The sequence below is a fragment of the Mesorhizobium sp. WSM4983 genome, from assembly GCF_029625765.1.
Classification (GTDB): Bacteria; Pseudomonadota; Alphaproteobacteria; order Rhizobiales; family Rhizobiaceae; genus Mesorhizobium.
On sequence record NZ_JARTVM010000009.1, the window covers coordinates 54,666 to 66,508 of the forward strand.

General features: G+C 64.7%; 11 protein-coding genes. 8 read left to right on the forward strand and 3 right to left on the reverse strand.

Annotated elements, in window-relative coordinates:
* Nucleotides 1-41 precede the first annotated feature (41 nt).
* Nucleotides 42-935 carry a LysR substrate-binding domain-containing protein gene (locus tag P9254_RS21860; protein ID WP_095801130.1) on the forward strand — a complete coding sequence of 298 codons (894 nt, stop codon included), beginning with the start codon at nucleotides 42-44 and terminating at the stop codon, nucleotides 933-935.
* Nucleotides 936-987: 52 nt separating this feature from the next.
* Here the strand turns inward: P9254_RS21860 and P9254_RS21865 are convergent, their stop codons facing one another.
* Complete coding sequence (locus tag P9254_RS21865) at nucleotides 988-1,890, reverse strand: GNAT family N-acetyltransferase (RefSeq protein WP_095776341.1); 903 nt, start codon at nucleotides 1,888-1,890, stop codon at nucleotides 988-990.
* Nucleotides 1,891-2,119: 229 nt separating this feature from the next.
* On the opposite strand from P9254_RS21865, the gene argE reads away from it, so the two are divergent.
* The 6 genes from argE (at nucleotide 2,120) to P9254_RS21895 (ending at nucleotide 8,701) form a co-directional block, all read left to right on the forward strand.
* Nucleotides 2,120-3,244, forward strand: a complete 1,125-nt coding sequence (argE, locus tag P9254_RS21870) for an acetylornithine deacetylase (protein WP_095825749.1) — start codon at nucleotides 2,120-2,122, stop codon at nucleotides 3,242-3,244.
* 13 nt (nucleotides 3,245-3,257) lie between these two features.
* Nucleotides 3,258-4,181 carry a 2-hydroxyacid dehydrogenase gene (locus tag P9254_RS21875; RefSeq protein ID WP_095776343.1) on the forward strand — a complete coding sequence of 308 codons (924 nt, stop codon included), beginning with the start codon at nucleotides 3,258-3,260 and terminating at the stop codon, nucleotides 4,179-4,181.
* A 23-nt stretch (nucleotides 4,182-4,204) separates the two neighbouring features.
* Nucleotides 4,205-4,558, forward strand: a complete 354-nt coding sequence (locus P9254_RS21880; RefSeq protein WP_067328000.1) for a cupin domain-containing protein — start codon at nucleotides 4,205-4,207, stop codon at nucleotides 4,556-4,558.
* Nucleotides 4,559-4,707: 149 nt separating this feature from the next.
* On the forward strand, nucleotides 4,708-6,171 hold the full coding sequence (locus P9254_RS21885) for an aldehyde dehydrogenase family protein (protein WP_095801043.1): 1,464 nt from the start codon (nucleotides 4,708-4,710) through the stop codon (nucleotides 6,169-6,171).
* A gap of 10 nt (nucleotides 6,172-6,181) precedes the next feature.
* Nucleotides 6,182-7,225 carry a tartrate dehydrogenase gene (locus P9254_RS21890; protein WP_278055274.1) on the forward strand — a complete coding sequence of 348 codons (1,044 nt, stop codon included), beginning with the start codon at nucleotides 6,182-6,184 and terminating at the stop codon, nucleotides 7,223-7,225.
* 18 nt (nucleotides 7,226-7,243) lie between these two features.
* A complete protein-coding gene (locus P9254_RS21895) occupies nucleotides 7,244-8,701 on the forward strand; it encodes an NAD-dependent succinate-semialdehyde dehydrogenase (protein WP_278055276.1) in 1,458 nt (485 codons plus the stop codon).
* A gap of 13 nt (nucleotides 8,702-8,714) precedes the next feature.
* Here the strand turns inward: P9254_RS21895 and P9254_RS21900 are convergent, their stop codons facing one another.
* The gene (locus P9254_RS21900; protein ID WP_278055278.1) at nucleotides 8,715-9,989 is read right to left on the reverse strand and encodes an NAD(P)/FAD-dependent oxidoreductase; all 1,275 of its coding nucleotides are present in this window, start codon (nucleotides 9,987-9,989) and stop codon (nucleotides 8,715-8,717) included.
* Between the two features lie 16 nt (nucleotides 9,990-10,005).
* Nucleotides 10,006-10,674 (reverse strand): haloacid dehalogenase type II, encoded by a 669-nt coding sequence (locus tag P9254_RS21905; protein WP_127324506.1) that lies wholly within the window; start codon nucleotides 10,672-10,674, stop codon nucleotides 10,006-10,008.
* A gap of 319 nt (nucleotides 10,675-10,993) precedes the next feature.
* Between P9254_RS21905 and P9254_RS21910 the strand changes: the two genes are divergently transcribed.
* Complete coding sequence (locus tag P9254_RS21910; RefSeq protein ID WP_278055688.1) at nucleotides 10,994-11,833, forward strand: GNAT family N-acetyltransferase; 840 nt, start codon at nucleotides 10,994-10,996, stop codon at nucleotides 11,831-11,833.
* Nucleotides 11,834-11,843 lie beyond the last annotated feature (10 nt).

Below are 11,843 nucleotides of genomic sequence, written 5' to 3' on the forward strand. Positions count from 1 at the left end.
ACGAAGCCGGTCTAGTTTTCGCTTCGCCAAGGAGCGATCGCATGAAGCCGCCACCCCCACTGAACTATATCCGCTCGTTCGAGTGTTCGGCGCGGCATCTCAGCTTCACCCTCGCTGCCAGCGAGCTCGGCTACACCCAGGCGGCGGTCAGCAATCATGTGCGGGGGCTGGAACACTATCTTGGCCGGCAGCTCTTCGTGCGCTATCCGCGCAGCCTGAAGCTGACCGAAATGGGCGAGGCCTTCCTGCCTACGCTGCGGCAGGCGCTCGACCAGATCGATCACGCCACGGAGGCGATCGTCGCCTCCTCGCGCAACAGGACGGTCGTCATCTCCTGCCCGATGAGCTTGGCCGAAAACTGGCTGGCCGGCTGCATGGCGGCGTTCCGGCAAATCCATCCGGAGATCGAGGTCGTTCTGCACGGCACGATCTGGGAAGACCTCAGCGAGCAGATCGCCGACATCACCATCTCGACCCGCCGCTTCGACGACCGCCCGCCGAGTGGCGTTCCGCTGTGGAACGACCAGCTCGCCATCCTCTGCGCACCCGGCCTGCTGTCCGGCCCGAAAGGGCTGCGCTCGCCGCGCGATATCCTCAACGTCGACTGGATCTTCGTGCATGGCCGCCAAGAATATTGGCAATGCATGGGCGACGCGCTGCAGATCGACATTTCGGATTATGAGAAAGGCATCACCACGAACGCCTCGAACATTGCGCTGGAACTGGCGGCAATGGGCGCGGGCTGCGTCGCCACGCAATATTCGCTGGCCAGAACCTATATCAGCCGCGGGCTTCTGGTAGAGCCTTTCCCCGTGCGAGCCGCCAGTCCATGGACCTATTATCTTTCGGAGAGCCAGCTCTCGAAAGGCAGCGTGGTGAGGACCGTCAGAGGGTGGATCATGGAACGAGCCAACGCCCATGTAGAAGCCGTTTAGGCTGACGGCTCGGCAACCATCCGTCCGGGGGAAGGAAGCAATCCGAAGACAACTACCCGAGGGTCTGACTTGCTAAGGCATAGGTCTTCGGCCTAGCCGAGCCGCCGTCGGAAAAATCGGCGAGGCATTTGCCCTTCGACATGGTCAGCACCGTGTCGAAGACCGGCATTCCGCTGTGCGACAGGAAGGCGGCGAACTCGCCATTGTCCATGTGCGTGTCGATCCTGAGGAAATATCCCGAATGGTCGGCCACGTGCGGCCTGACGACCGCCAGGGCGTCGGGGTCGCTTCCCGCCACCACCGGCCCTATGACATGGCCCCGTCCGAACGGTCGGCAGAGGGCAAAAGCGGTCAGCTTGTTCCCGTCGAAAAGCCCATAGCCGGCCGATTGCCCGAAGAGCTTTTCAACGAGCGCTGTGCGCCTCACGCCAAATCCCGCCGCGTCCAGCGCGATCGCTGCCGCAATATCGCCCGCGTCCAACGTCCGGACGCTACCGTGCGCCTCCGTCGGCCGGCCCGCTGTCGGCACGCGGGCGATGCCCTGGCATTGATAGACGGTCTTCTCCGGCTGGAAATCGAGGGAGAGATAAAGCCGCCGCGCAGCACGGGTTGCATTGAGGCGCAGATCGCGCCCGGGGATCCTGTCGAAGATCCGCTTCATCAGCCATTGCGCCGCCCCCTGCGTCTGAAGCCGCGGCGAGGTGATGACCATCCCCAAGGTGGCGAAATTGGCGCCATGCGGGAACCACATGGCCGAACCGAGAGCCCGGCCGATCTCATCGAGCGCCACGAAGCCTTGGCCCGATTCACGCAGGAATTGCCAATCCTCGGCGCGATGCGGCCATCCCACCGACAGCGAGAGCGCGTGCAACCTCTCCAGGTCGACATCTTGGACGTCGCCGATACGCATCGAGAAGGCATCGATTTTCAAGCTTTCGGACGGCTTCACTTCCATGGCCCTGAAAGAACCCTCAAAAATCAACGGGCGAGCAGACCGCCCGTGCCCGCCAACGCTAGACAAGCAAACCCCACAGGATTTGCTCGAAAGCCGTGCACCAACGCAAGATTCAACTGAAACACTTCCGCTTTCGGCATGCAATCGCGTGGCAACGCACCCATCCTCTGCGGAAATTCGCCAGCATGCGGCATCGATGCCGGCGAACCCTAACGCCTTGAGGGCTGCAATGGACGTCTTCGACATCCTCGACCGTCTCGTCGCCTTTCCGTCGGTCGCCGGCAAGCCCAACGGCGACATTGCCGGCTGGATCGAGGCTCATCTCGCCGAACAAGGCGCGAAGGTCACCCTGCTCCCAGGGCCAGAGGGCGACCGTTTCAATCTTTTCGCCACCATCGGCCCGGCCGAGGTTCCGGGCTACATCCTATCCGGCCATATGGACGTCGTCCCCGCCGGCGAGCCGCAATGGAGTTCGGCCCCTTTTTCGCTGCGCCGGGAGAGCGAACGGCTCTACGGACGCGGCACCACCGACATGAAGGGGTTTCTCGCCGCCGCGCTCGCCGCCGTGCCTGCGCTTGTGCGGCTGCGCCTCGCCAGACCGATCCACCTCGCCTTCTCCTATGACGAGGAGATCGGGTGCCGGGGCGTGCCGCATTTGATCGCCGGGCTGCCCGAGCTTTGCGCCAAGCCGCTCGGCGTCATCGTCGGCGAGCCGAGCGGCATGCGCGCCGTGCGCGGCCACAAGGGCAAGGCGGCCGCCCGCGTAATCATCAGCGGCCGCTCCGGCCACTCCTCGCGACCGGATCTTGGGCTTAACGCCATCCATGCGATGTCCGATGTGCTGAGCGCCGCCGTGAGTGAAGCGGAGCGGCTGATGCATGGCCCGTCCGACCCAACCTTCGAGCCGGCCTATTCCTCGCTGCAGGCCGGTGTGATCGCAGGCGGCCAGTCGGTCAACATCATCCCCGACAGCTGCACGCTCGACCTGGAGGCGCGCGCAATACCGGGCATCGAACCGGCTGGCTTGCTCACCCCGGTTAAGGCGCGGGCTGAAGCTCTTGCCGCTCAAGGCTATGTTGTTGAATGGAAGCCGATCAGCGCCTATCCGGCGCTGTCGCTGCCGCAAGACTCGGCTCTGGCGGGACTGCTGCGCGAATTGACCGGCGAAGCGCCTTTAGCCGCCGTCAGCTACGGGACGGAGGCCGGACTTTACCAAGGCTCCGGGCTCGATGCGATCATCTGCGGCCCCGGCGATATCGGGCGCGCCCACAAGCCGGACGAATATATTCTCGCCAGCGAGCTCGCCGCCTGCCAGCAGATGATCGAGGCGCTGGGCGCGCGATGCGCGGCCTGAAGGAGCAGCCGGAATGACATTCCTCTTCAATTCCGACGCGCGGCGTGGCGCGATCTTCGCCGAGGCCTTCGCTAAGGAGTTGCCGGACCTCCCCTTCACGATCGATGCCGCTACGGTCGATCCCGACGCAGTGCGCTACCTGATCACCTGGACGGTGCCGGAGAACCTCGACCGCTACACCAACCTCGAAATCCTGTTCTCCATCGGCGCCGGCGTCGATCAGTTCCGCTTCGACGCGGTGCCCGCGCCGGTGAAGATCGTGCGCATGGTCGAGGAGGGCATCGTGCGCATGATGCAGGAGTATGTGACGCTCGCCGTGCTTGCGCTCCACCGCAACTTGCCGGCCTATCTGGCGCAGCAGCGCGCCGGAGAATGGCGCGACATCCCTCAGCCTCAAGCCGCGTCGCGCCGGATCGGCGTGCTCGGCCTCGGACAGCTTGGCCAAGCCGTCCTCGACCGGCTGAAACCTTTCGGCTTCCAGCTCTCCGGATGGAGCCGCTCCCCGCGGCGGCTCGAAGGGGTGACCTGTTATCATGGCGAGCTTGGGCTGGAGCAGATGCTGGCGGCCAGTGACATACTGATCTGCCTGCTGCCACTGACCGAGGAGACGCGCGGATTTCTGAACGCCGGCCTGTTCGCGAAACTGCCTGACGGGGCGGCTCTCGTTCATACGGGTCGAGGCCCGCAGCTCGATCACGAAGCGCTTGTCGCCGCGCTCGATAGCGGCCATTTGTCGTCGGCGATGATCGACGTGACCGATCCCGAACCGCTGCCCGCGGGACATCCGTTCTGGTCGCATCCGAAGATCATCCTCACTCCGCACATAGCCAGCGTGACCCAACCCGCGACCGCCGCCCAGGCCGTCATCGACAACATCAAGCGCCACCGCGCCGGGCTCGATCCCATCGGGCTCGTCGACCGGTCGCGCGGTTATTGAAACTCAACTGGAAAGGCCATCCTTTGTCCCTGCTCAAGTCCATCGATATCAACCCGAGCTTTTCGCCCCGCGAATCGACCGCGCTGCCGGAGCGGCTCATTGCCGGCAATCCCGCCTTCAAAACCTGGGCGCAGGACGTGGCCAAGGACGACCTTGTCCATACCGGCGTCTGGGAGGCCACGCCCGGCGAAACGCGCTCGATCAAGGGGGAAACCTTCGAGTTCTGCCATATCCTCGCCGGCGTGGTCGAAATCACGCCCGACGCCGGCGAAACGGTGACCTACCGGGCCGGCGACAGCTTCGTCATGAAGCCGGGCTTCACGGGTGTTTGGAAGACCATCGAGACCGTGCGCAAGATCTACGTCACAGTGGGCTAGCGAGCGCCCGCGCAGGCCCTGACCGCCGCGGAAGATTTTGCCGTCTCTTGTCCCCAGCACGCAACATTCGTCGGCGGCGGATCGCCGAACAGCGCATGCTGCGTGTCGGCACGGGCTAGGCTGAGGCCGATGCTGCCGAGTGGTTGCCCATGAGCCTGAGCTTCGATCCCGATACAATCTCGCTTCCCGTCGGCCACTTCATCGATGGAGAGCTGATTTCGGCCGGGGGTGCGATCGAAATGCGCCGTCCGTCCGATGGCAAGTCCTATGCCGCTTGCCCCGTGGCCGGTGCGGACTTGGTGGACCGGGCGGTGGAAAGTGCCAAGGCGGCGCTGAAAGCCAGCAACTGGGGCGGCGTCCGGCCGCGCGAGCGCACCAGGGCGCTCCACGCCTGGGCCGATTTGATGGAAGCGGAAGCCGAAACGCTCGCCAGGATCGAGGCACTGTCCTCGACCCGGCCCGTCGGCCAGCTCGCCGCCGGCGACATCGCCGTGACCGCCGAGCAGATCCGCTTCTTTGCCGAGTTCGCCGATAAGGAAGGCAGCGAACTCGCGCCGACCGACGACGCCAGTTTCGGCATGATCATGAGCGAACCCTATGGCGTCGTGGCCGCGATCACGCCCTGGAATTTTCCGATCTCGATGGCCGGCTGGAAACTCGGCCCGGCGCTGGCCGCGGGCAATGCAGTCGTGCTGAAGCCGTCCGAAATGACGCCGTTCTCGACCGTTCATTTGGCGCAGCTCGCCGTCAGAGCCGGCCTGCCGGCAGGACTTATCAACGTGGTGCTCGGCGACGGTCCCACGACCGGCACGGCGTTGACCGGCCATCCCGAGATCGCCAAGGTCAGCTTCACCGGTTCGACCCGCGCCGGCTCAGCGATCATGGAGAACGTCGCCCGCACCGGCGTCAAGCCGATGACGCTGGAGCTCGGCGGCAAGAGCCCGCAGCTCGTCTTTGCCGATGCCGATCTCGACAAGGCGGCGGCCGCAATCGCCGGCAGCGTCACCTTCAATGCCGGCCAGGCCTGCGTGGCCGGCACGCGCCTGATCGTCGAGAAGAGTGTGGCCGGCAAGCTGACGGCCTCGATTCTGGAAAAGATGAAGGCAGTGAAGCCCGGCCCGACCTGGGACGAGACGACGCGGTATTCGCCGATCATATCGGAACGGCAGCGGGGACGTGTCGACGCCATCGTGCGGGCCGCGGTCGAGGGCGGCGGCGAATGCCTGACCGGCGGCACCTTTATGGACAGCCCCGGCTATTTCTACGAACCGACGCTGATCGCCAATGTCGACCAGGTCAATCCGGCGATCGTCGAGGAAATCTTCGGCCCGGTCCTGACGGTCCAGACCTTCGAGGCCGAAGACGAGGCGCTGGCGCTGTCCAGCCATCCGACCTACGGACTGGCTTCCGGCCTGTTCACCGCCGATCTGTCTCGCACAATCCGTCTCGCGCGCAAGCTGGAAGCGGGCACGGTGTGGGTCAACCGCTACAGCCGCTCGCGCGACCACATCCTGCCGACCGGTGGCTACAAGCGCTCCGGCATCGGCAAGGACCTTGGCCGCGAGGCCTATCTCGCCAACCGCAGGACCAAGAGCGTCCTGATCAGCCTGTGAAGAGATGCCGATGAAGACCTACTCGATCGCCCTGATCCCCGGTGATGGCATCGGTCGCGATGTGACCGCCTCCGCCTGGACGGTGCTGGAAACCGTGGCCAAGCACTCCGGCTTTGCCCTGACTGGGACCGCGTTTCCATGGTCCTGTCGTTTCTTCAAGGAAACCGGCCGCATGATGCCCGAGGACGGCATCGAGACATTGCGCCGCTTCGACGCCATCCTGCTCGGGGCCGTCGGCTGGCCGACGAAGGTGCCTGATTCCGTTTCTCTCCACGGGCTGCTGCTGCCGATCCGCAAGGCATTCGTGCAATACGCCAATATCCGGCCGCACCGGCTGCTGCCTGGTGTGAGGGGGCCGCTGCGGGCCGAGAGCTTCGATATTCTGTGCATCCGCGAAAACACCGAAGGCGAATATTCCGGCGCCGGCGGGCGTGTGCATCAAGGCACGCTGGACGAGGTCGCGGTGGAAACCTCGATCTTCACCCGGGCCGGTGTCGAGCGCATCCTGCGCTTCGGCTTCGAGCAGGCACGGGCGCGGCGTGGCAGGCTGGCTTCCGTCACCAAGTCCAACGCGCAGAAATATTCAATGGTGTTCTGGGACGAGATCACGCGCAAGCTGGCCGCCGACTATCCGGACGTCGACGTGACCAGCTATCACGTCGACGCGCTCGCTGCGCGCATGATCATGGATCCGCAGAGCCTCGACGTGGTCGTCGCTTCCAATCTCTTCGGCGACATACTGACGGATATCGGCGCGGCGATCCAGGGCGGGCTCGGCTACGCGGCTTCCGCCAACATCAACCCCGACCGCTCGGCGCCGTCCATGTTCGAGCCCGTGCACGGCTCCGCGCCCGACATCGCCCACCTCGGCATCGCCAACCCGATCGCCGCCATATGGTCGGGCGCAATGATGCTCGACCATCTGGGCGAAAAGGACGCAGCCGGCGGCGTCATGAACGCGATCGAAGCGACAACGGCGCGAGGGGTGGGAACCACGGCCGGCAAAGATCGTACGGACGCCATCACATCCGCCGTTGTCGCGGCGCTCACCTGATTTGCGAGGTCGTTCTCCATGAAAAGCCTGAAAGACAAAAGCCTCTTCCGCGAGGCCGGCCTGATCGGCGGCAGATGGGTCGCGGCAGGTTCCGGCAGAACGGTCGATGTGATCGATCCGGCAACACAGATATCAATCGGCACAGTGCCCGACATGGCCGGCCCGGAGGCCGGCGCGGCCATAGAGGCCGCGGCTTCCGCCTATCGGGATTGGAAAAAGAAGACCCACGCCGAACGCGCCGCCCTGCTGGAGGCCTGGCATGGTCTGATGCTTAAGCATCTGGACGATCTCGCGCTGATCCTGACCACGGAACAGGGCAAGCCGCTGGACGAAGCCAAAGGCGAGATCCGCTACGGAGCGTCCTTCGTCAAATGGTTCGCCGAGGAGGCGCGCCGGATCAATGGCCACACCATCCCCTCGCCTACATCAGACCGCCGCATCATCGTCCTGAAGGAACCCGTCGGCGTGTGCGGCATCATCACGCCTTGGAACTTTCCCAATGCGATGATCACCCGCAAGGTTGCGCCGGCGCTGGCCGCCGGCTGCACGGTGGTGATCAAGCCGTCCGAGTTCACGCCCTATTCGGCGTTGGCGCTCGGCGTGCTCGCCGAACGCGCGGGTATTCCCGCCGGCGTCATCAACATCGTCACCGGCATGCCGGCCGAGATCGGCAACGAGATCATGGCGAATGAGACCGTGCGCAAGATCTCCTTCACCGGTTCGACCAGGGTCGGCTCGCTGCTGATGCGCGGAGCGGCCGACAGCGTGAAAAGGCTCAGCCTCGAGCTCGGCGGCAACGCGCCCTTCATCGTCTTCGACGACGCCGACCTCGACCTCGCCGTCGAGGGGGCGCTGGCGTCGAAGTTCCGCAATGGCGGCCAGACCTGCGTGTGCGCCAACCGCATTCTCGTCCAGGCCGGAGTCTATGACGCCTTCTCCGCCAAGCTCAGCGCCCGCGTCAATGCGTTGACGGTGGGACCGGGCACGCAGCCCGGTGTCGCCATCGGCCCAATGATCAACATGGCGGCGGTCGAGAAAATCAATCGGCACGTCGAGGACGCGCTTGCCAAAGGCGCGACGATCGTCACCGAGAAGCCGGTGCTGCCGGAGGGTCCTCAATATGTCGCCCCGCTGGTGCTGGCCGGTGCGACAAACGAAATGGAACTCGCCAGCGAGGAGACTTTCGGTCCGGTCGCACCGCTTTTCCGTTTCGAGACGGAAGAGGAAGCGGTCGCGCTTGCCAACGGCACACCTTACGGGCTTGCCTCCTACTTTTACACCGAGAACCTGAAGCGCGCCTGGCGCGTCGGCGAGGCGCTGGAGTTCGGCATGGTGGGTCTGAACACCGGCTCGGTTTCGATGGAGATAGCCCCCTTCGGCGGCGTCAAGCAGTCCGGCCTCGGGCGCGAGGGCGCGCAGGCCGGCATCGAGGAATATCTGGAACTGAAGAGCTTCCACATGGGCGGGCTGGGTTAAACCCCAGCCCCGATCACTGGATCCGGTCGAGCGCCTTGTAGTAGAGACCGACCATCGGCAGGAACCAGGGCTTGCCGGAATAGCCGGGAATGGCAGGCCACTCGAGCCCCTTCATCGGATTGCGGTCCGCGCGACCAAGCATGGCATCGGCCATGATCATGCCGAGATGGGTGGAAAGCTGGGCGCCGTGGCCGGAATAGCCCATCGCGTACCAGACCCCGTCATGGTAGCCGGCCCGCGGGAAGCGGTCCTTGGTCATGTCGACCAGCCCGCCCCAGCAATAGTCGATCTCCACCCTGGCGAGCTGCGGGAAGATCGCCGCGAGGCTTGCCCGCAGAATCTCTCCGCTCTTGGCATCGGAGCGCTGGTCCGATGTCGCCGAAAAGCGTGCGCGGCCGCCGAAGATCAGGCGCTTGTCCGGCGCAAGCCGGAAGTAGTTGCCGATGTTCATCGAGGTCACGCATGTCCGGTTGCCGGGCATGGTCGCGGCGATCTCGGCGTCGCTCAGCGGTCGCGTGGCGATGATGAAGCTGCCGACGGAAATGATCCTGCGGCGAAAATAGCCGAAATTCGGCGTGGTGTAGGCGCCGGTCGCCACCAGCACATTGTCGGCGCTGATGCGGCCGCGGGAGGTGGTCAGCTGATGCCGCGTGCCCGACTGCCTATGATCCGTCACCGCCGCATTCTCGTGGATGACGGCGCCATGGCGAACCGCGGCCGTCGCCAGCCCGGCCACGTAGCGGCCCATATGCATCATGGCGCTCTTCTTCGACAGCATCGCGCCATGGAAGGGCGAGCCGATCTCGGATTTGAGATCGTTCGGCGACAGCAGCGCCGTATCCGGATCCACCTCGGCATGGACGGCCTCGAAGTTACGGGCGATCGCTTCGAAATGCCGCGGCTTGGAGGCGAGCTTCAGCTTGCCGGCGCGGCGGAAGTTGCAGTCGATGCCCTCCTCGGCGACCAGCGCCTCGATCGTGTCGACGGAATCGTCCAGCGCCCGGTAGAGCGCGATCGCGCGCTCCTTGCCGAGTTCCGCCTTGGCCCAAAGGTAGCTGTGGGCGAGGCCGTTGTTCAGGTGCCCGCCATTGCGTCCGGACGCGCCCCAGCCGACCCGCTCCGCCTCCAGCACCGCCACCTTGGCGCCGGCCTTCGCCAGTTGGCGGGCGGCGGCGAGGCCGGTGAAGCCGCCGCCGATGATGGCGGCGTCGTAGTGTCCCTCGACCGGGCCGTGCGCCCCGCCGGAAAAAACTGGAGCGGTGTCGTGCCAGTAGGAGACCAGCTTCATTTGCAATCCGTCAGTTTCAAAGCCCGACCACGCCCGGAAGACCGGAAATGTCGGCGATCTCGACATAGCCGTAATAGGGGTTGGCCGGCTCGTGGCCGCGATTGACCCAGACCTTGTTCTTGATCCCGAGGTCATGCGCCGACATCAGGTCGTAGCGGAACGAGGACGAGCAGTGAAGAACATCCTCCGGGCCACAGCCCAGCCTATCGAACATATATTCGAAAGCCTTGAAGCGTGGCTTGTAGGCCTGCGCCTGTTCAGCCGTGTAAACGGCATGGAATGGCGCGCCGAGCTTCTCGACATTGGACATGATCTGCGCGTTCATGGCGTTGGAGAGGATGACCAGCGGAATTTCCTTGGCAACCTTCGCCAGGCCAGCTGGAACGTCCGCGTGGGGTCCCCAGGTCGGGACACGCTCATAGACCATCGTGGCGTCGTCCGGGCTGAAGGAGACGCCGTTGCGCTTGCAGGCGCGCTCGAGCGCGTTGTGGACGACGTCGGCATAGGGCTTCCAGTCGCCCAGGATCTCGTCGAGCCGGTAAGCCGCGAAGTTCTTAATGAACGCCTGCATGCGCGGCTCGTCGAGCTGGCTGCCATAGAGGTCACGCGCCGCCTCGGCCATCTGGAAATTGGTCAACGTGCCGTAGCAGTCGAAGGTGATGTATTTGGGCCTAAAAGAAGCCATATCCGTCGATCTCCGTGGAAGCACATCCGTGTTGGGACATCTTTCATCATAGGCCGGCAGGAAGCGACCCACTTGACCGAAAAGCGGCTGCCGAAAGCAGAAAGTTCCGTATCCGCGGTTCCGTTTGGCACGCTGTAGCATCTTGAGCGTCGAAGGATGCCGCCGGTCGAGGCGCTAAACGCATCCAGTTCCATAGGGGCCAGCACAAGATGCGGCGCACCCCCTCAGCAACGGCGAATGATACCGCCGTAGTCGAGACCTTCAGACGATCTGGGGCGCACTGATGATCGAGACTTGGGGTCAGACTGAAAGGTGCATCATGCAGCAAGGCGAGATCGAACTCCAGGACTTCGGGCCGGATCATATCGAGGGTGCAGTCGGGCTATCTCGGCAGGAGAATTGGCCGCATCGCCCGCAGGATTGGCAGATGGCGCTGCAGCTTTCGAGCGGCGCGGTTGCGCTCGACGACCAGGGCCGGGTCGCAGGGACAATCCTGGTAACGGCTTACGGTGCCGATTGCGCCATGATCAACATGGTGATCGTCGACAGGAACGCGCGAGGCAAAGGGCTCGGGCGCCGGCTCATGGAACGGGCCATCGCCCTTGCCGGCGACCGTCCGCTGCGGCTCGTCGCCACGACCGACGGCATGCCCCTTTATGAGAAGCTTGGCTTCGTGCCCTCGGGCACGATTCTTCAGCATCAGGGCCAGGTGGCAGCGCTTGAGGCTTCCGACGGTGTGGAAGCCGCGGGCGCGCACCATCTGCCGGAAATCAAGGCCCTGGACCGTGACGCCTACGGCGCCGACCGTGAAGCTTTGATCGATGCGCTGGCCGAGCGGGGTGAATTCGCCGTCATCCGCCGCAGTGGCGTCATCGCGGCCTATGCCGCAATCCGCCCGTTCGGACGCGGCGAGGTGATCGGCCCCGTCATCGCCGGAAATGCAGACGACGCCAAGGCCCTGATCAGCTTTTTCGCCGCGTCTCGCCCTGGCGCTTTCCTGCGCGTGGATACCGAAAGCAGGACCGGCATCGCCGGCTGGCTCGGAGAAATCGGCCTCGCTCATGTCGGCGGCGGCGTCGCTATGGACCGTCCGGCCAAGAATGGGGCCGAACAGGCCAGGCCAAAAGTTTACGCCCTCGCCAACCAGGCGCTCGGATAGCCCGGAGGAC

Coding starts and splice junctions, on each gene's coding strand:
- argE (WP_095825749.1), top strand. CDS start 2,120: ATGGACGTCTTCGACATCCTCGACCGTCTCGTCGCCTTTCCGTCGGTC.
- P9254_RS21875 (WP_095776343.1), top strand. CDS start 3,258: ATGACATTCCTCTTCAATTCCGACGCGCGGCGTGGCGCGATCTTCGCC.
- P9254_RS21905 (WP_127324506.1), bottom strand. CDS start 10,674: ATGGCTTCTTTTAGGCCCAAATACATCACCTTCGACTGCTACGGCACG.
- P9254_RS21860 (WP_095801130.1), top strand. CDS start 42: ATGAAGCCGCCACCCCCACTGAACTATATCCGCTCGTTCGAGTGTTCG.
- P9254_RS21895 (WP_278055276.1), top strand. CDS start 7,244: ATGAAAAGCCTGAAAGACAAAAGCCTCTTCCGCGAGGCCGGCCTGATC.
- P9254_RS21890 (WP_278055274.1), top strand. CDS start 6,182: ATGAAGACCTACTCGATCGCCCTGATCCCCGGTGATGGCATCGGTCGC.
- P9254_RS21900 (WP_278055278.1), bottom strand. CDS start 9,989: ATGAAGCTGGTCTCCTACTGGCACGACACCGCTCCAGTTTTTTCCGGC.
- P9254_RS21885 (WP_095801043.1), top strand. CDS start 4,708: ATGAGCCTGAGCTTCGATCCCGATACAATCTCGCTTCCCGTCGGCCAC.
- P9254_RS21910 (WP_278055688.1), top strand. CDS start 10,994: ATGCAGCAAGGCGAGATCGAACTCCAGGACTTCGGGCCGGATCATATC.
- P9254_RS21865 (WP_095776341.1), bottom strand. CDS start 1,890: ATGGAAGTGAAGCCGTCCGAAAGCTTGAAAATCGATGCCTTCTCGATG.